This window comes from Mucilaginibacter sp. P4_A11 (assembly GCF_056402535.1).
In genome coordinates this window covers 19,247-38,019 of sequence record NZ_JBFUHE010000008.1, presented here as the reverse complement: position 1 = coordinate 38,019, position 18,773 = coordinate 19,247, and the positions used below count along the sequence as shown (strand labels likewise).

At 44.4% G+C, this 18,773-nt stretch carries 15 protein-coding genes; 8 read left to right on the top strand and 7 right to left on the bottom strand.

From position 1 onward, the window contains the following. Window positions 1-301: 301 nt before the first annotated feature. The 4 genes from AC1DUD_RS16690 to AC1DUD_RS16675 all read left to right on the top strand — a co-directional run bounded on the left by AC1DUD_RS16690 (window position 302) and on the right by AC1DUD_RS16675 (window position 4,873). On the top strand, window positions 302-2,659 hold the full coding sequence (locus tag AC1DUD_RS16690) for a TonB-dependent receptor (protein WP_477376311.1): 2,358 nt from the start codon (window positions 302-304) through the stop codon (window positions 2,657-2,659). Window positions 2,660-2,661: 2 nt separating this feature from the next. Continuing rightward, entirely contained in the window at window positions 2,662-4,110 is a 1,449-nt protein-coding gene (locus AC1DUD_RS16685) for a hypothetical protein (RefSeq protein ID WP_477376309.1), read from the top strand. A gap of 3 nt (window positions 4,111-4,113) precedes the next feature. Next, on the top strand, window positions 4,114-4,335 hold the full coding sequence (locus AC1DUD_RS16680) for a heavy metal-binding domain-containing protein (RefSeq protein ID WP_477376307.1): 222 nt from the start codon (window positions 4,114-4,116) through the stop codon (window positions 4,333-4,335). 244 nt (window positions 4,336-4,579) lie between these two features. Beyond that, complete coding sequence (locus tag AC1DUD_RS16675) at window positions 4,580-4,873, top strand: hypothetical protein (RefSeq protein ID WP_477376305.1); 294 nt, start codon at window positions 4,580-4,582, stop codon at window positions 4,871-4,873. A gap of 9 nt (window positions 4,874-4,882) precedes the next feature. On the opposite strand, the gene AC1DUD_RS16670 is transcribed toward AC1DUD_RS16675, so the two are convergent. Next, window positions 4,883-6,121, bottom strand: a complete 1,239-nt coding sequence (locus AC1DUD_RS16670; protein ID WP_477376303.1) for a DUF3179 domain-containing (seleno)protein — start codon at window positions 6,119-6,121, stop codon at window positions 4,883-4,885. A 212-nt stretch (window positions 6,122-6,333) separates the two neighbouring features. Between AC1DUD_RS16670 and AC1DUD_RS16665 the strand changes: the two genes are divergently transcribed. The 3 genes from AC1DUD_RS16665 to AC1DUD_RS16655 all read left to right on the top strand — a co-directional run bounded on the left by AC1DUD_RS16665 (window position 6,334) and on the right by AC1DUD_RS16655 (window position 9,333). Beyond that, a complete protein-coding gene (locus AC1DUD_RS16665) occupies window positions 6,334-7,041 on the top strand; it encodes a DsbA family oxidoreductase (protein WP_477376301.1) in 708 nt (235 codons plus the stop codon). Window positions 7,042-7,162: 121 nt separating this feature from the next. Further along, entirely contained in the window at window positions 7,163-7,918 is a 756-nt protein-coding gene (locus AC1DUD_RS16660; RefSeq protein WP_477376299.1) for a hypothetical protein, read from the top strand. 176 nt (window positions 7,919-8,094) lie between these two features. Further along, on the top strand, window positions 8,095-9,333 hold the full coding sequence (locus tag AC1DUD_RS16655) for an MFS transporter (RefSeq protein WP_477376297.1): 1,239 nt from the start codon (window positions 8,095-8,097) through the stop codon (window positions 9,331-9,333). On the opposite strand, the gene AC1DUD_RS16650 is transcribed toward AC1DUD_RS16655, so the two are convergent. After that, window positions 9,296-9,568: a hypothetical protein gene (locus AC1DUD_RS16650; RefSeq protein ID WP_477376295.1), complete on the bottom strand. Its 273-nt coding sequence runs from the start codon at window positions 9,566-9,568 to the stop codon at window positions 9,296-9,298. The two genes, AC1DUD_RS16655 and AC1DUD_RS16650, sit on opposite strands and share 38 nt — an antisense overlap. A gap of 112 nt (window positions 9,569-9,680) precedes the next feature. Here AC1DUD_RS16650 and nhaA point away from each other — a divergent pair, with 112 nt between their 5' ends. Further along, window positions 9,681-10,994 (top strand): Na+/H+ antiporter NhaA, encoded by a 1,314-nt coding sequence (gene nhaA, locus AC1DUD_RS16645; RefSeq protein ID WP_477376293.1) that lies wholly within the window; start codon window positions 9,681-9,683, stop codon window positions 10,992-10,994. A gap of 65 nt (window positions 10,995-11,059) precedes the next feature. On the opposite strand, the gene AC1DUD_RS16640 is transcribed toward nhaA, so the two are convergent. From AC1DUD_RS16640 to AC1DUD_RS16620, 5 genes are all read right to left on the bottom strand, one after another. After that, the gene (locus AC1DUD_RS16640) at window positions 11,060-12,184 is read right to left on the bottom strand and encodes a glycoside hydrolase family 26 protein (RefSeq protein ID WP_477376291.1); all 1,125 of its coding nucleotides are present in this window, start codon (window positions 12,182-12,184) and stop codon (window positions 11,060-11,062) included. Window positions 12,185-12,349: 165 nt separating this feature from the next. Further along, window positions 12,350-14,110: an alpha-L-arabinofuranosidase gene (locus tag AC1DUD_RS16635; RefSeq protein WP_477376289.1), complete on the bottom strand. Its 1,761-nt coding sequence runs from the start codon at window positions 14,108-14,110 to the stop codon at window positions 12,350-12,352. Then, entirely contained in the window at window positions 14,107-15,342 is a 1,236-nt protein-coding gene (locus tag AC1DUD_RS16630; RefSeq protein WP_477376287.1) for an AGE family epimerase/isomerase, read from the bottom strand. The genes AC1DUD_RS16635 and AC1DUD_RS16630 overlap by 4 nt, the downstream gene beginning before the upstream one ends. Window positions 15,343-15,567: 225 nt before the next feature. Continuing rightward, window positions 15,568-16,764, bottom strand: a complete 1,197-nt coding sequence (locus tag AC1DUD_RS16625; RefSeq protein WP_330861385.1) for a glycoside hydrolase family 130 protein — start codon at window positions 16,762-16,764, stop codon at window positions 15,568-15,570. Between the two features lie 12 nt (window positions 16,765-16,776). Next, window positions 16,777-18,609, bottom strand: coding sequence for a sodium:solute symporter family protein (locus tag AC1DUD_RS16620; protein ID WP_477376284.1), 1,833 nt, complete (start codon window positions 18,607-18,609; stop codon window positions 16,777-16,779). Window positions 18,610-18,773 lie beyond the last annotated feature (164 nt).

Below are 18,773 nucleotides of genomic sequence, written 5' to 3'. Positions count from 1 at the left end.
ATTTCATTTTTATTGGTTTTTGATTGATGGCATTGGATGGTTATGCTTACGATATAACTACAACCATGTCATTGCGAGCGTAGCGTGGCAATCGCACGTATGTAGAGCCTATTTGCATGGGCTGCTTTCGTTCCCAATCCTTAAATCAACAAGTCATCTCCTTGCAAAGAAGACGTCACAGTTGCAAACCTGCAGGCCTGCTTGCAAAGTTCGCGATTGCTTCGTCGTTCCTCCTCGCAATGACATGTAGTATGCTTCTACCCATTTTTACACCGGGAGGCAACTCCCGCAATACTATATAATGAAACGATATCTAATTCTATTTATAACTTTTATACTTATTAAAACACTGGCTTACGGCCAAACAACCATACAGGGCACAATAACAGATGCTAATACCCACGAAGCCATAGCCGGCGCGTCAATCTGCAATGCAGATGTCCAAAACAGCACAAAACTGGGCATGACCAATTCCAAGGGGCATTTTAGTATCAATGTACAGGGCATTACCCGGCTTAAATTTGCCATGGTTGGTTACAGCACGCGTATCATTGAAGTAGCTGCCATAAAAGGCCAAAAGCTTGATGTCGCTTTAGAGCCTTCCACTGTCGATCTGCAGCCCGTGGTAGTAACTGCCAGCCGCGAAGGCCAGGCCAGGCAGGACGCCCCTATCGCCATCAGCAAAATCAACTCTACCCAAATTAAGGACACCAAGGCTACCGCGCTATACCAGTTGCTTAATAAAGTTGCGGGTGTGTACATGGTGAACCTGGGTAACGAGCAGCATACGATGGCTATCCGTCAGCCTATTACTTATAACGCGCTTTATTTGTATATGGAAGACGGTGTGCCTATTCGTCCTACGGGAATCTTTAACCATAACTCGCTGTATGAGATCAACATGTCGGGTGTTAAGGATATAGAAGTGATCAAAGGCCCTGCATCATCGCTTTATGGTAGTAACTCAATTGGCGGCGCGGTTAACTTTATTACCCAGGGGCCACCTACAGGTTATGCGGGCAATGTTTCTATTCAGGGCGATAATTACCATTACCGCCGCGTGGATGCCGATGGTGGCTTTACACAAGGCAAATTTGGTTTGTACGTAGGCGGCTATGTAGCCCACCAAACCGATAGCTGGCAGGATTATTCTGATTTTGATAAGTACTCGGCCAATTTTAAAACTACTTATGATTTCAGCGCCAAAACCAAGCTTACTACTTCGGCAGCCTACAACTACCTTAACACGCAAACTCCCGGCAGTTTAGATAGCGCCCGTTTTTACGACCGCAGCTATGGCGCCAATCAGCGTTTTACCTATCGTAAGGTAAAATCGTTCCGTGCAAGCACCCGGTTAGATCATCAGTGGGATGATAACAACAGCACCTTTGTAACGCTCTTCTTCCGTGGCAATTCAACCGCACAATTGCCAAGCTATTTTATATCCGACGTTCGCGATGTCAATGGTGTTTACAAAAGCAGCAACGGCCAGGTGAACGATCAGAAATTTAATAGCTATGGCTTGCTGGCGCAGCACAGGGTTGATTTTGATTTCCTGCATTCGAGGTTAATTGGTGGCGTTTATATGGATGATAGTCCGAGTTCATACTATGCCCAATACCTTGATATCACCAAGGATGTAGCTAATAACTATTACACAGGCTTTAACAATACCGGCAGGTATATTGATAATTATAAGATCAAGCTGTTCAATACAGCGGCTTATGTTCAGTATGAGATCAAACCGGTTGAAGCATTAAGGATAGTAGGCGGCTTACGTTATGACAGGGTGCACTATGATTTCGATAATCAGATCCCAGCCGACCAAACCAAATACAAGCAGCAGGAAACCAACAACTTTAACATTGTCGCCCCTAAACTGGGCATCACCTATAATTTTGGCAATAACAAGGGTATTTATGCAAATTATAGCGTAGGTTTCCAACCTCCGGAAACCGGCGACTTGTACAGCTCACGCCAGCTCACCCAACTTAAACAGGCCACTTTTGATAATTACGAAGCGGGCGGCTGGTTCTCTGCTTTTAACAAAAAATTATATTTTGAGCTGAGTATATTTGATCTAGAAGGCCACAATGAGATCATTAACCAGTTATTGCCTGATAACACAACGCAAAACCAAAACGCCGGTGCAACGCGCCATCGCGGTATTGAATACTCGCTTACTTTGGCCCCGGTTAAAGAGCTTACCTTCAGGTTTAGCGGTACCAATGCAAGGCATACTTATGTTGAATACAGCGAAGTGAGCACTAATTACACTACCGGCACCAACACGGTAACCAAGTACGACGGTAAACGCATGAACAACGCACCGGCCTGGATTGCCAATTCCGAGCTTACTTACAAGCCTCAATACCTGCCCGGTTTCAGGCTAGCAACAGAGTGGCAGCACATCAACCAATACTACACCAACCCTGCCAATACCAAAACTTATTCAGGCTATGATATTTATAACCTGCGCTTAGGCTATGATGTAAAAAGCAGTGTATTAAAAGGTGCGGGCATCTGGTTCAACGTGCTTAATTTAACTAACAAGCTTTATGCTACCACGGTAACCAGCAGCCAGTACGGCGATACCTATAATGCCGCGCCACCGCGTACCTACACCCTGGGCATCAGTTATTCATTTTCAAAATATTGATCATGGCATCAGCAGCAGTAAAAAGCAAATTTTATAAATGGCACCGGGTGCTGGGCTTAATATCCCTCATCCCGGTGATATTCTGGACATTGAGCGGGCTTTCGCACCCGTTCATGTCCAACTGGTTCAGGCCGTCGATTGCGGAAGAGGTATTCAAGCCCTTGCCTCAAAACCTGATGAAGCCCGTACTTACCATTCAGCAGGTGCTGGATAAAAATAATATCGCGGCAATCCGCAACTTCGGGCTGGTAAACTTTAACCATAACACCTTTTACCAGGTACTGGATAAGGATAGTGTGTATAACTATTATTCGGCCAATGATGGTGTGCTGTTAAAAGATGGCGACAGGCTCTACGCCACTTATCTCGCCCGTTATTTTACGCAGGATTCAACCTCCAACATTAAAAAAATCGATTACCAAACAACATTTGATGGGCAATACCAGCCCATCAATCATCTTTTACCCGTTTGGAAGATCAGTTTTGACCGCCCCGATGGCATGGATATCTACATTGAAACCAGCCAGAGCCGCATGGGTACGTTTAACAACAATACCCGCAAAGCTTTCCTTTGGCTGTTTGAGCAGTTCCATACCTGGCAGTTCCTGGCTGATATTGGCGGCGATACTTTCCGTAATGTAGTGTTACTCATTATCATGACGGTAATGCTGTTCGCCCTCATCAGCGGCTTAACTGTTTATGGTTTATTGTGGAAGAAGTTTAAATCCATAACTCAAAAGCGCAAAGAAAATGGTGACGAGCATAAACGTATAGTTCATCGTTATCACAGGCAAATAGGCATCATTGTTTCATTTGTGATGTTTACGTTTGTGATCAGCGGAGCATTCCATCTTGCAGTAAAACTTCATAACACCGAAACTCCTAAACCTGATTATGGAAACGTAACAGACAGAAAGCAATTAGCTATCTCAAACCTTCAGCTTCCTATTGTCGATAGCCTCGTCAATCGCATTGCAATAGTTGGCTTTGATGGTAACAGCTATTACCAGGTAACCGACAACAAGAAACAGATCTCCTATTTCAATACGCTAACCGGTAAAGAGCAAATTAATGGCGACGAAGACTATGCCCGCTTCTTAAGTACTTATTACCATACCCACCAGGATCCGGATAAGTTTTATGGCAGGGTAAAAGTTAGCCGGATAAAGCAATTTGATAACGAATACGGTTTCATTAATAAACGGTTGCCTGTTGAAAAGGTAAGTTATCCGGACGGGAGCAATTGGTATATTGAAACTACTTCATCAAAGCTGGCTACAAAAGTTGCAGGAATTGACAGGGCCGAAGGGCTTTCTTTTATATTTTTACACAAATATTTTGGCATGACCTGGGCGGGCAAAGATATCCGCGATATAGTAAGCATGCTGGCCGCCTTAGGCGTGTTGGTAGTATCGCTGTTCGGGTTGGCCTCATTTATTAAAAACAAATAATCAATGAAAAAAAGCTTTATCATTTTGGTTTTAGCCAGCCTCGCGCTGGGCGCCTGCAACAGCGCAGTCAAGAGCACCAACAAAACCGACAGTACTGCTACTGTAAAGAAAAAAGGTAAATATACCTGCACCATGCACCCTGATCTTACGTTTGATAAACCCGGCACCTGCCCTAAATGCGGTATGGCTTTGGTTGAAAGGGATACCACGGAGGATAAGAAGTAAGGTCGCTTACCTCTGAGCCTCTCACTCACGTCATTGCGAGGTACGAAGCAATCCCCGACTTACAGGGCGGATGTACATAGCTGCTCTGCTACCCAGGGATTGCTTCGTACCTCGCAATGACGCTTTTTTTGTTTTGCGCAAATTAAAATGTGCGCAGGCTTTTATATCTCCTCCCCGCTCAAACAAACACAACAAATATCCCGTTATACCCCTTGTTACAAATAATTCATTAATTTTGGCGCTGATGAAAAAGGTGGAAGTATTAAAAATGATCGACTTGGTTGAAGAGATCAAGAAACTTGATGAACTTATACAACAAAGTCGTAAGAAAAAAACTTCTGATTTCGTGATAAATCAGTATGAGGCAAAAAAGCTAAAACTCATTGGTTCCACCATCACCGAACTGGCCTCGGCCCCTATCCAGTCTGTTGAAAGCTACCAGCTAATTCAAAAGATCCTGAATAAATATTACCCCAATGTTTCTGAAGATGCCCTGCTTCACGATGATGATATCAGCAAAATAGCAACCGCTATTTAAAGCCGCCTGTTAAAATGGCGGATAAATAGATGCTGTTTGCTCCAGCGATTCATCGCCTTTCCAAAACGTAGTTCCGGGATGAAAATGTTTCCATGAATGCCAGTATTCCTGGTAGGCCTGTATTTTAGCAAGGTGTTGTCCTTTTTGCAAACCGGTTAGGCATAAACCATCCCAATCCCAAACAGAAGCTGTTTCCTCGTCGGTAAGCATTCCTTTATCGTTCAGTTTAAAATGGAGGGTTTTACCGCTTACTGATGCATTCCAGGCGTGGTAACTGAGACTATCCTTTTCGATAGCAATGAGCAGCGAACTTTTGTTCAGTTCATCATTAAGCAAACGCTTGGCATACATATGACGCCAGTCGTAAGCTTTGGCCTTTCCGTTTATGATCACACCTATTACCCAACTTTTGCGCATCAGGGAATCTTTGTTTTTTACCGTACTGTCACGATCAACAGCCTGTACGCGGTCATAGTTCTTCAAATCAGCATAATCGGTAGTATATAATCTATCCGGTTGTAAAATGAGGGTTTCAGGATGTTTCTGTAACCAGGCAGCAAGAGTTAATTGCTCATATGGCAGTTCTGCTAACTGTTGCCCTTTCAGCTCGCCAACAGCAGCATTGCCGGTTGCCTGGTACCACCATGTTTTAGTGCTTTCGTCCTCAATTATAGCGTTATAGTGCCTTGCTCCTACCAGCCTGAAGTTTTGCCTTACACCGTTAATAATAGGGCTATAAACCCGGCCTGTACGGCACATGGTGCAATAGGTAACCAACACAGGTTTGTTGCCCACGTCATCCTGCAGTTTATGATGATAGCCCAGGTATATAAGCGGATAAGCCTTGGCCACACCATCATTCACAACACCAACCACCAAATAATTTAAAGGCACCCTGTTTTTTAGTCCATTGGCAAAAACAGCTTTTGCGGTTTCTTTAAACATAGTTTCGGCTTTGTACATGTAATCGGTTATGTAAAAGCTGCCTATACAAAGTACAAAAACGACTGCCTTAACAGCCTTTTGTCTAAAAGTATTTTTATTGTAGAATTTAAACAGGTACCAGACAATGAACAGCAGCCCTATCAGCCGCAAAGGCAAGATCACCTTTTCGAGATAATAGCAAACGGTTATGGCATTAAGGTCCTGACTGCCGGGAAATGGCATTAGCAGGTAAGCATGAATAAGACCGGGTACCACCAGCAAAATGATACCTATCCAGAATATTTTAGCACTGTTCCATCTCATGCTTTTCTGTAAATCTCCAGCATTGGGCTGTAATCTCAATAAGTTTATAATCGGTTTATAATTTCCTAATTTATAAAAAATTACAATTACAAAAAATTATCACCGAAGAAAAAAGTGAGAGATTCCTGTAAACTGTCTTTTAATTTTACTTTGCCCTTACGGGGATAGTAATCCGTATGCATTAAATTTGTTTAAACATTTAAAAACGAATGATGAAAGTAGAAATATGGTCGGATGTGATGTGCCCGTTTTGTTATATAGGTAAACGCAGGTTTGAGGAAGCACTGGGCGAATTTGAAAGTAAAGAACAAATTGAAATTGAATGGAAAAGCTTCCAGCTAAACCCTGATCTTAAGACAAACCCTGATATCAGCATTAACCAATACCTGGCTGATATAAAAGGATGGACACTTGAACATGCCGAACAATTGAATGACCATGTTACCCAAATGGCAGCACAAGCAGGGCTTACTTATAATTTCAGTAAATCGGTTGTAGCAAATAGCTTTAACGCGCACAGGTTAGCCCACTTAGCAAAAAAAAATGAGCTGGGGGATGCTGCCGAAGAGGCCTTATTCCGGGCATATTTTACTGAAGGCCGCAATATTGATGACACTCAAACACTCATTGAACTGGGTACAGCAATAGGCCTGGACGCTGATGAAATTAAGGAAGTACTTGAAAGCGACGCTTACGCCGACGATGTAAAACACGATATTGCCGAAGCTCAGCATTTAGGCGTACGTGGCGTTCCTTTTTTTGTAATAAACCGCAAATACGCCGTATCGGGGGCACAGGAAGTGCCGGTGTTTAAAGATACCCTGGCGAAAGCATTTGCCGGCTGGCAGCAGGAAAATCCTAAACCGGCATTTGATATTATTGAAGGCGAATCGTGCAGCCCCGACGGGGATTGTAAATAATTGGAAATTTTGTAAACTTTTCTTAACATTATCTGTATCAAATAATTTCACATACACGTACAAAGGGCTAAAATACTTATATTTAAATCATTAAAACCATAAACTATCACGCCCTTTGTACATGAAGAAAATCTACTATAAAGTATTTATGCTGTTCTTAGTAACAGCTTCGGTAAGCAGTTGTAAGCTCGATCCCCCTCTTGGCCCTGAAAAAGAAACTAAAGCAATTGATGTAACTCCTACTACAGGAACTGGTACAGGGACCGGTAATGGGACTGGCACAGGAACGGGTACCGGGACAGGAACGGGTACCGGGACAGGAACGGGTACCGGGACAGGAACGGGTACCGGGACAGGAACGGGTACCGGCACCGGAACGGGTACCGGGACAGGAACGGGTACCGGCACCGGAACGGGTACCGGGACAGGAACGGGTACCGGCACCGGAACTGGAACGGGTACCGGAACAGGCACCGATCCGGCGGCAACTAACATAACCGGTGATGGGTTACCTATCGGACCCGTTGGTACAATTATATTCAAAATAGACGGGACAACCTATACAGACAAAACGAATTCTTTTGCGGCTATTCTTGATCACAGCAGTGCTTTAGACGGGGACGTATATATTACCGGTATGGGTGATTATGATATGAACCTTGACTTTAACGGTAAATCAACAGGAACGTTCGCATTAGAAAAATTAGATATTGGCGAACTGGTACTTATACCCGGCTTAGGAAAAGTAAAAGTTACACAATTTTCAACCAGCGGTTTCCTGGGAACCATGCAGGGAACATTCCAGGCGGATATGAAGGAATTCTCTACCGAGAAAATTCATCGAAACGTACAAGGATCATTTAACCTGAAACAATAAATCCTCAAAACATAAAGCCCTGATTTGTAATTAAAAACGAGTCGGGGCTTCTTTTTCAAACCTCATTTCACCTGAAAGTAAAAAACGATTTAGCATTGCTGTGATATAAAATTAATTGCTTTATATTTGTAGGAATTAATCATAGTGTCATTTAGACACTATGAAAATACTTTAACATGAACACTATCCCGCAAAAAAAAGAAAGCATAAATAAGTTAACGCTCCGCATTGCCGTGGGCGCTATGTTTTTTTTGGCGGGATTAAGTTTTTCAAGCTGGGCATCACGTATTGCTACAGTTCAGCAAACTTTAGGCCTGTCAGACGCCGGGTTGGGGGCGGTTTTATTTGCTTTACCTGTCGGCCTGATGTGCTCCCTACCCTTTTCAGGCTGGATCATTACCAAGATAGGAAGTAAAAAACTGGTTATAGCTGCCTTGCTGGTTTACGCCGTCGCACTGGTAAGCCTGGGCCTCGCGCAAAATACTTTTCAGCTTATTATATGCCTGCTATGCTTCGGATTTGCAAGCAACTCCGTAAATATAGCGGTGAATACTCAGGCGGTAGCTACGGAGCAGCTTTATCAAAGACCCATCATGGCATTTTTTCATGGCCTTTGGAGCCTGGCTGGCTTTACAGGCGCTGGCATAGGTACGTTCATGATAGCCAACGGCGTTATTCCATTCCATCATTTTTCGTTAATGCTGGTCGTAATAGCAATTGGTGTGGTTGTTGCCGCCCGATACCTTAAAGATGATAAAGTAACAGATACGGGGCCCGTATTTGTAATGCCCGACAAATCATTGATCAAATTAGGTATTATCGCTTTTTGTTCCATGATTTGCGAAGGTGCGATGTTTGACTGGAGCGTGATCTACTTTAAAAAGGTGGTACTTGCCCCTGAAGCATTGGTGGGCATTGGCTTTACAACCTTCATGTTCACCATGGCAGGCGGCCGCTTTATTGCCGACTGGTTTGCACACAAATTTGGTTTAAAACGCACTTTACAAGTTAGCGGCTCATTAACCGCCACAGGCTTGCTGATAGCTGTTGCCTTCCCTTATGTTTATACAGCCATGGCAGGCTTTTTACTGGTAGGCGCAGGTGTGTCATCGGTTGTGCCAATGGTGTATAGCGCGGCTGGCAAATCAAAAACAATGTCGCCAGGTGTTGCTTTGGCAGCAGTATCAACCATAGGTTTTATGGGCTTTTTGATTGGCCCGCCGGTTATTGGTTTTATTGCAGGAATAGCTACCCTGAGGGCCTCGTTTATCTTGATAGCTTGTATGGGCGTTTCGGTAGTAGTGGTATCAACCCTGGCCAAAATTGATTCGGATGATGACAAAGAAGAATTGGCGGCCGAAACAACAACGGTTGATTTTAGCCCTCCCCTTCCAGATCCCCGGCAGCAGGATTAAGCAGGTATTCAAACCGCTCATACCCGTTGTGAAAAATAAACTTCAGCCTTTCCTTCGGTAAATTAATATCCAAAGCCATCAGCGCCAGCGTCTCGGGCAAATTATCCCTGATCAGTTTGAGATCGGTAACATGGGGCATTTCCACAAAAATATCTTCACCCTGCGGCTTGATCTCCCAACCATGTATGTGAGCGTTTTTCAATGTGCTTATCCATTTTTGCTGATAGTTGTTCATGACTTATGGTTTCATTGATAAATGTTTTATGGTTCAGTTTTGTTTTAGTAAGAAGGTAATCGCAATGCAATCTCAGCAAAAAATAAAACTTTATTCTCTAATTTAGGGAACTATGAAACAAAGCTACCCTATTGATAAGATCACACAACCGGTAAGCAAATTCATAAACCATGAACATACCGGCGGCATAGTACTTTTTATCAGTGTGGTTATCGCCATCATCTGGGTAAACTCACCCTTTCAGCATAGCTACCATGAACTTTGGGACCTCAAATTATCAATTGGTTTTGATAAATATGTTTTAAATCATCCCTTGCACCTTTGGATCAATGATGGCCTCATGGCGCTATTTTTCTTCGTGATCGGCCTCGAGTTAAAACGCGAGTTTATGGCCGGCGAATTATCGTCTATAAAAAAAGCATCGCTCCCTATGTTTGCCGCTTTAGGCGGAATGCTGGTACCGGCTTTGATCTTTTTTCTCTTCAATACAGGTCAACCCTCTGCCCATGGCTGGGGCATTCCTATGGCTACAGATATTGCCTTTGCACTGGCGCTATTATCTATGGCCAGTAAACATATTCCATCATCAGTAAAAGTTTTCCTGTCGGCACTGGCTGTAGCCGATGACCTTGGCGCGGTATTGGTCATTGCCCTATTTTATAGCAGTCACATAGCATTGATGCCGCTTACCGTTGGGGTTTGGTTATTGGTGTTACTGCTCATCGGCAATAAAATAGGGATCAGGAGCACGGCATTTTACCTGATAATAGGCTTTGCTGTTTGGATAGCCTTTTTACTTTCGGGTGTACATGCAACTATTGCCGGGGTACTCGTGGCTTTTACTATTCCGGCCCGTACCCGCATCAGCGAGGCAGGTTATGCCCAATCGGTAAAGCAATATCTTGCCGATTTTGAAAACGAGCAACCCAACAACAGCACGCTTGTAACACCGGAACAGCATCACATTATTGATAAAATAAAAAAACTAAGTCTCGACGCCGAAACACCGCTGCAAAAAATTGAACATGCCCTGCACCCCTGGGTTGCTTTTATCATTATGCCGCTTTTTGCTTTGGCCAATGCCGGGATCGTGATAGGTCATGACTTTTTCACATCGCTGGTTAACCCTGTGAGTTTGGGTGTAACCGTAGGCTTACTTGCCGGAAAGTTTACCGGTGTATTGCTCTTTACCTGGCTCATGGTAAAGTTTGGGGCCCAATTACCTGCCGGTTCAACCTGGAGACAGATGACCGGCGTAGCCTTGCTTGCAGGCGTAGGTTTCACCATGTCATTATTTATATCTGCATTAGCTTTTGATAGCGCCGAAATGATCGACCAGGCCAAGTATGGGATATTGTTAGCTTCGCTCCTGGCGGGGATAGCGGGAGTGGCTGTTTTGAGCCGAAAGCAGAAGGCTCAAAGCTAAAGCCAAATGCATCTGTCATCCGCCCTTACTATGAACCATGAACTATCATCCATGAACCATAAAAACTAAAATCTCCAATTCGGTTTACCATAAATACCCAAAGGCGTTATGCGGTTTTGGAAAATGGTTTGCGGGCTGTTATAAAACTTCATAAAATCATCCGCACTGATTTGGCCGGGATAGGGTACGTAATAATGATGCTCATTTCCGTTTCGCCAGGCCATTACATACGATACCCGGTGTTTAGCGAGCGTTTGAAGTAATACCTTCGTCCACCAATCGGCCATGGGGATACCTTCGTATCCGGTTTCGGGCAGGCATGATATTTTATGATGTTTTGCTGCGATGGCGTCAACAATGGTAAGGCGTTCATCCAATTTAGTTTGAAAACGATCAACGCTTTTTGTACAGTAATTATCAAAGCCGATAAAATCGGCGTAAGCATCACCGGGATATCGTTCCAGAAACTCATCTTCCGATTCAAAATCAGCCGCCGAATATACGATGAGCAGGTTATGCAGCTTCTTTTTATCCCGCAGGTAATCAATAGTAAAACGCCACAGATCTTTAAACTCATCGGGCGTACTGGTGTTTTTACACCACCAAAACCAGTTGCCGGTAAGCTCATGAAAAGGCCGGAACACTATGGGAATAGCCTCTCCCTCCTGCCCTTTCATATCAGCTAAATAATTGGCAGCCCTATCAAGGTAAGCAACATATACATCGTGGAACGTTCCACCTGGGATAAGCTCTTTTGCGGTATGCTGTGTGGTATCCCAGGCGGTTTTGCCATTGGCCGGATTATCCATATGCCAGCAAAAGGTATTGATACCGCCGCGGGCATAAACATCCTTAACAAACTGTTTTTGCTGACTAAAAGGGATAGCGTTAATATCATGAATGCTGTCATGCTCAATTTTGGCCAAGTCCCAGCCGTACATGGCAGGGTATGATCCGGTAACGCTTTTTACATCTGACCGGCCGGGTTCATTACGCCAGCCCACGCCATAAGCCAGGTCATCATGATGGCCAAATATCACGCCCACGTTTAGCAGGCGCTGCATGCTGTAAAAAAGCTGCCGGGTTTCGGCAGTAGCTTTTTTATCGGCTGGCTCAAATAGTTGAGCCACAGCAGTTGAACTATTGATCAGCAGGTTTAAAATGATAATTGCTTTAAAAGCATTGCTCATGATGACTGTTCTTTTAAATGATGTATCTGTGTTATTACGCAGGCAAAGCCGAAGAAGACTTACGAAGTTTTAAAAACTTCGTAAGTCTGGGTTCTGAAACTTGATCCCCTGTGCAACATCCAAATTAATGCTTTCAAAACTAAACATAAGCCATATTCATATGTCTTATTTCTTATCTACCACCAAAAATACCACTCCCCTTGCCGGCACACTTACTTTGATCCCTCCGCTGGTACCGGTTGAACTCGCCGCGATAGCTTTATAATTAGACGGGCCGCCGTAGGCTATTGCCGGCCCATTGCCATTCACCAACACTTTACTTGAAAACTCACCGTTATCGGCGCCGCCCTTAAGGGTGTAGTAATAGTAATTGCTACCAGTGTAATAGTTTTTAAAGTTGATGCTCACTACCTGGTCGGTTGTGCTTTTGTTAACTAATACTACACTTGCTTCGCCCGAATTGAAGGATGAAGCGTAACTCACAATATCCGCACTTCCGCTAACAGACGAACTGATCATCCTGTCGCCAAAATACTTCTGAAAATAATACAGGTAATAAAATGCTGGCCTTGGGGTAAAATCAGGTGCATCTGGTTGACCGATACTGAACAAACCATGATCGTCACCCGGATGATTAGTATCCCAGCTATTTGCCAGATCCCACCTGCTGGCCTGGCCATATTGATCTTTAATAATTTCGCCCAAAACCATTACGGCGTGTACCCCCGCAATGTTTGAGATCTGCTGCTTTGAACCCGATGAAAATATATTCCATTCGGTAAGTGCGATTGGCTTTTGGGACACACCAGCTGTTTGTATGGCTCCCTTAACATAATCCATCATTGTTTTTGACGATGCCGGAGCAGTTTCGAGGACAGTCAGCGCGTTTGAATTTTCATTGTAATTAGTATAGTAATTATGCACTATAAAAAAGTCGGCCTTGTCACCTATCTGCCCTAATGCACCAGGATTCCAGTTAGCTACAATAGTGGGATTTGAATTATCGACACTTTCATGCAGCACAGCGCCAATTTTTATGATTGCCCCGATATCAGCGGCCGCTTTACGCATCGAATCGGCAAAAACCTTAAAATGCTTACCATACAGATCGCCGGTAATTATTGCCGGCTGACCGTCTTTATTCTTGCTTACGTCGATGCGGTAACAAGCCTCCCAGTTGCCATAGCACTCGTTGCCAACTTCCCAATATTTGGTTTTGCCTTTATCGTAACGTACCCATTGCGCGGCCAGGTGCGCGGCAGTAGCCACCGGATCATTGCTGGTGCCGTACCGGGCATAGGCGTAATTTACGGTGATGATACCGGTAGTATTTGTTTTTTGCAGCAGGCTGTAATAATTGCTTAAACTTAACGACCAGCTATCATTTACGTTACCACTCCAGTAACCTGTTTGGGTATCAACCGAGCCATCGGGTTTAAGGGGATGATCAGGTACATCGGCAGGTTTACCATAAGCAGCTAAATCCCAGAAGTAAATATCAGACAAACTCCCGCCCGGCGCACGAATGATATTTGGTGACAGGTTAGTAATATTGGTCACTGTACCCGCATCCGTGTATTGCCCGGTAAAAGGATTAATGTTATTACCAAACATGTATTTGGATACTTTTGATACTACCTGGCTAAAATCTGCCGTAACAGTTATAGATGTGCTGGCTGTTGGTTTAGCAGCATCAACAGTTGCCGGCTTGCTGAAAGTCTTCCCCTGCCAGTCGTCAAGGAAAAAGCCCTGTGTTGCCGCCACTGAAGGATCCGTTGGTGCCGTGATTGGGCCTGTTGCGCCACCATTACCAGGGTCAACGACAACAGGCGTTGGATCCGGCGCGGGTTTGCTGCCCTTTTTACATGCCCCCGTGATCAGGAGGGCGAGCGGCAGTACCGCTATGAGTGTTTTTAATAATTTCATTTCAATATTTTTATCCGATTAATAATTTCAATACATGCACGGCTGTTGTGGTAGGGGCATTTCCATAGCCCTGCTTTATCTTCGCCAGGCATTATGCTGCCATCAGCCCTGATGCCCCAAAACCATTCGCCGTTTTGTTTGTCCAGTATTTTATCTTTTATAAAAGCCCAGTTATTAAGTGCTAACTGAAGATATTTATCATTGCCGTTTATCTGCCAGGCGTTGTAAAAACCAACTATTGCCTCGGCCTGCACCCACCAATGTTTTTCTTTAGTGAGATGATTGCCAGCTGGTTCATATTCATACCACAGGCCATCATCAGTATCTAAACCATGTATAGTTGCTTCTGCTATCGCGATGCAAATGCTGTTGATCTTTGCAATCATTTCCTGATTGCCAATAATTTCGGCAGCTTCCAGCAAGAGCCAGGTAGCCTCAATATCGTGCCCGTATGATACCGTGTCCGACCTGCGGTTCCAGTCCTCATCAAAAAACAGCACGAGGTGCCCGGTTTCAGCATCAATAAAATAATCAAAGAAGTTATTGATCAGGATCTCTATCTGCTGTTTAAGCTCACCATCAGGCCAGATACGGTACAGGTTGGTATAAGCTTCAAGTACATGCAGGTGGGTATTCATTGTCTTTTTTTCGTTGGCATCCTTGGCGCTCAGCCGCAGATCGCCGAGCGGCTGCCAGTCGCGGGTAAAGGCTTCGAAGTAACCTGTTTTATCCTGATCGTAACTTTTATCAACCAAAAGGCGATACAGGCCGATGGCTTCCTCTTTTACTGTTTCCAGTTTTGAGGCCAAATAATATTCACTTAATGCATATATGGTAAAAGCATTGGCATATACCTGCTTTTTGGTGTCAAGCTTATCGCCCTTATAACTAACCGACCAATACACACCACCAAACTCATCGTCAACAAAACAGACCTTCATATAATCATATGCCCGGGTTGCTGCCTGCAAATAAGCCTCATCAGGGTTTTGATTATACGCAGCCGAAAAACTCCATAGGATCCGTGCGTTTAACACGGAACCTTTCGCGGCATCGGGAGTAACCTGGTTCCCGTTATCTATCTTACCCCAAAAACCGCCGTTAACTTCATCAACTGTGTGGTTGAGCCAATAGTTGAGTATGTTTTTCAACTCGTCTGTTAGCTCGTTGCTGAGTGTAGCGAGCTGATCTTTTGAAATAGCGTTTGATGAGTGAAGCGTGTTATTTGTCATAGTTTACAGGCACACCACCTCCACATTTCCTTTAGGATAAGTGGCACGCAGGTTTTAATCCGCTGCTATCGGTGTATGGTTTTAGATTGTTTAGTAAATAGTTAGGTATTTAGCCTGTGTCTCGTCGCGTGAAAAGAACACACCCCTCCACCCCTCTCAAAAGGAGAATCGCACCTACCCCTCCTTTGAAAGATGAAGAATTATATATAATTAGAGTCTAAGTCTTCAGGCGCTGGCTTCCTGTAGCTGACCTAACCCTTTATTTTTATCAATAATATTATACACTACCTGCACCGATGAAGCCGAACGCAAACCATCTTCCGGCGTGTTCATGGCATAATCAATCAGTTTATCAATGGTGGTGGTGGCCACATGCATACGGGTATCTGAGGATGCATAATAAACATACACAGTACCATCCTCGTCGGCTATCCAGCCGTTGCAGAACACTACGTTTGATACATCGCCTATCCGCTCCTCGCCTACCGGGGCCAAAAAGTAGCCGGCCGGCTGATACAGCACTTTGGTAAGATCATTTGTATCCGTCATGAACATATACAACACATAGCGTAAACCTGCAGCTGTATTGCGCACACCATGCGCAAGGTGCAGCCAGCCTTTTTCCGTTTTAATTGGTGCCGGGCCCTGGCCGTTCTTAGCTTCGTAAACGGTATGGTAGTTTTTATTGTGGATGATGGTTTCCTGATCAACCACAGCATTCTCCATAGTATCACACAAACCAAAACCTATGCCGCCACCGGTACCTGCGCTGATAAAACCATCCTGCGGACGGGTATACAAGGCATACTTACCATCAACAAACTCGGGATGCAATACCACGTTACGCTGCTGGGGCGAATTGGTTTTCAGATCGGGCAGGCGCTCCCATTTAACCAAATCTTTTGTACGGGCAATACCACAGGCTGCTATCGCCATTGACTGATCATGCGACGGCGCTTCCGGATCGCGACGCTCGGTGCAAAACAAACCATAGATCCAGCCATCTTCATGCTGGGTAAGGCGCATATCATACACATTAGTGTCGGGCTCATGGGTTTGAGGCAATTCGATCGGGTAATCCCAGAATCTAAAACCATTGATACCATCGGCACTCTCGGCCACCGCAAAAAATGATTTACGGTCGGCCCCTTCAACGCGTGCCACCATGAGGTATTTGCCATTAAATTTTATGGCTCCGGCGTTAAAAACAGCATTGATACCAAAGCGCTCCATCAAGTGGGGATTGGTTTTGGCGTCAAGATCGTACCGCCACTCAAGCGGAGTATGAGCCGCTGTAAGCACAGGGTATTTAAACCGGCTAAAAATACCGTTGCCTGTTTCCTCAACCTCGTTTTCCCGGTTAATTAATTGCGCTTGTTCGGCCTGTAACTGAATGAGCCTTTGGTTAAATTCCTGCGTCATATATATCTTTTATCAATAATCTTTTAGTTTGTCCCACCAGGTTTTCTTCAGTATAGTAATAGTGACCACCAGTATGGCTATGGTAACTATGAGGGATGTTTTTTGTGCCAGTATCAGGTACATGGGCAGTATGGTAAGGCTGCATTGTGTAATGGTGCCGATTACCACATTGAACATGTTTAGCTTAAAGTTTTTGTTGGGCACAAATGACGGATCGCCCTCCATAACAATTGCCTTTACAGGTCCCCAAAAACCCCAGGGCCTCACCGTTGTATAAAACGACCGCAACACGCCCATGTCTGTTGGCGCTGTAGCGTACGAACCAATAACCGATCCTGCCAGCGAAATAGCAAACAACACCGGAAACCAGTACAACAACTCAACCGAAGGGATAATAAGCGAGAAGATCATTGCTGATAAGATCCCCGAAAGCATCCCGTAAAAAAAACCGTTGGCATTAAAGCGCCACCAATGCCATTTAAGTACGTTGCTGGCTATATAACCGCCATAAAGTGCCGATACTATCCATTGCAGCACACTATTCACATCTTTTACAAAAAAGCCCAATATCACGCCTACCGCCACCACAAAAACGCCTACCAGGTAATTGGCAGTAATGATTTTTTGGGTTGATGCCTTTGGGTTGATGTATTTAAGGTAGATATCATTCACAATGTAAGCCTGCGCCGCATTCATGGTTCCACTAAAGGTGCTCATGAAAGCCCCAAGCAAACCAGCCAGCAGCAAGCCTACCAAACCAACCGGCAAAAAGTTATTGATAACAGCCGGCAGAATGCGTTCAAAATCGATAACACCTTTGGCATCTTTCAAATCCATTTGGTGATAAAAAAGAACGCCGAGTATGGTTAAACTTATAATAAGTGCATAGCGGATAGGCAGCAAGATGATATTTACAAAGCCGCTCATTTTGCTGGCCTCCTCGGGCGAGCGGGTGGAGAGGATCTTTTGCATATCATAATTAGGCGCCGGTCCGGCTACCGCCGAGAAGAAACCTTTAAAAGTCATCATCATGAAAAACAAACCGAACAGCGAGTAACCGTCTGACTTGATCTTACTGTTTACTTCGCTGATGATCCCCGTCCAGCTGAGGCCGAGGTTTTTACCGAAGAAAGGGCTGTACCAGCCATCAGGTACATTGAGGTGGTTTCCCTGTAATTTCCCGGCAGCAATAAAGCTGATCCATACGCAGGCCACTGTCATAATGCCGTATTTGATCATATCGCCCAGCACAATACTGTGCATCCCGCCTATAATAGAGTAAAACATGGCGAACAGCGTAAATATGATCCCGTACACATGCGGCACATACTGAGGTGCTACGCTGAAAGGCACGTAAGCCTTAACCAAATCCCAGGGAATAAATATTTCAATGAACTTACCTAAACCTATAAATCCGTAAGCCAGAAAGCCAAAACAACTTAACAGCGCAAAAGCGATAACCACCACATTTGAGCCTGTTACCCCCGGCCCGGTTTTACCGAAGCGTGTTGCCAGCCATTCGGCACCGGTAGCCGCGTTTGACCGGCGAAGCCAGCGCGACAGGTACATCATTAAAAACACCTGGTTGAAAACCGGCCAAAGCCATGGGATCCAGATGCTTTTCATGCCATAAACAAAGCAGAGGCTTACCATCCACATAGTGCCGCTGATGTCAAACATATCGGAGGCATCGCTTAAACCCAGCTTATACCAGGGTAAAGATTTGCCGCCCAGCATATAGCTCTCCTTGTTTTCGCGGGCCTTTTTACGGTACCACAAACCAATAAAAATGGTGCTCAGCAGGTATAAAACTATAATGGCAACATCAAGTAAGTGTAACTTCATCTTGTCTGAATCAGAATTTATAGAATTTTTGAATTAACAGAATTAAAATATTCCAGTACATAAAGGCTGATAGGGATGTGCTTAAGCATTCTGAAAATTCTTAAATTTTGAAAATTCTGATCCTAATTGGCATTAATCAAAAATGAATTTATTATCAGCAATTT

Bases quoted from the DNA above. Each gene is read 5' to 3' on its own strand.
- AC1DUD_RS16685 (WP_477376309.1), top strand. From the start codon at position 2,662: ATGGCATCAGCAGCAGTAAAAAGCAAATTTTATAAATGGCACCGGGTG.
- AC1DUD_RS16675 (WP_477376305.1), top strand. From the start codon at position 4,580: ATGAAAAAGGTGGAAGTATTAAAAATGATCGACTTGGTTGAAGAGATC.
- AC1DUD_RS16660 (WP_477376299.1), top strand. From the start codon at position 7,163: ATGAAGAAAATCTACTATAAAGTATTTATGCTGTTCTTAGTAACAGCT.
- AC1DUD_RS16630 (WP_477376287.1), bottom strand. From the start codon at position 15,342: ATGACAAATAACACGCTTCACTCATCAAACGCTATTTCAAAAGATCAG.
- AC1DUD_RS16680 (WP_477376307.1), top strand. From the start codon at position 4,114: ATGAAAAAAAGCTTTATCATTTTGGTTTTAGCCAGCCTCGCGCTGGGC.
- AC1DUD_RS16625 (WP_330861385.1), bottom strand. From the start codon at position 16,764: ATGACGCAGGAATTTAACCAAAGGCTCATTCAGTTACAGGCCGAACAA.
- AC1DUD_RS16690 (WP_477376311.1), top strand. From the start codon at position 302: ATGAAACGATATCTAATTCTATTTATAACTTTTATACTTATTAAAACA.
- AC1DUD_RS16650 (WP_477376295.1), bottom strand. From the start codon at position 9,568: ATGAACAACTATCAGCAAAAATGGATAAGCACATTGAAAAACGCTCAC.
- AC1DUD_RS16640 (WP_477376291.1), bottom strand. From the start codon at position 12,184: ATGAGCAATGCTTTTAAAGCAATTATCATTTTAAACCTGCTGATCAAT.
- AC1DUD_RS16620 (WP_477376284.1), bottom strand. From the start codon at position 18,609: ATGAAGTTACACTTACTTGATGTTGCCATTATAGTTTTATACCTGCTG.
- AC1DUD_RS16665 (WP_477376301.1), top strand. From the start codon at position 6,334: ATGAAAGTAGAAATATGGTCGGATGTGATGTGCCCGTTTTGTTATATA.
- AC1DUD_RS16655 (WP_477376297.1), top strand. From the start codon at position 8,095: ATGAACACTATCCCGCAAAAAAAAGAAAGCATAAATAAGTTAACGCTC.
- nhaA (WP_477376293.1), top strand. From the start codon at position 9,681: ATGAAACAAAGCTACCCTATTGATAAGATCACACAACCGGTAAGCAAA.
- AC1DUD_RS16670 (WP_477376303.1), bottom strand. From the start codon at position 6,121: ATGAGATGGAACAGTGCTAAAATATTCTGGATAGGTATCATTTTGCTG.
- AC1DUD_RS16635 (WP_477376289.1), bottom strand. From the start codon at position 14,110: ATGAAATTATTAAAAACACTCATAGCGGTACTGCCGCTCGCCCTCCTG.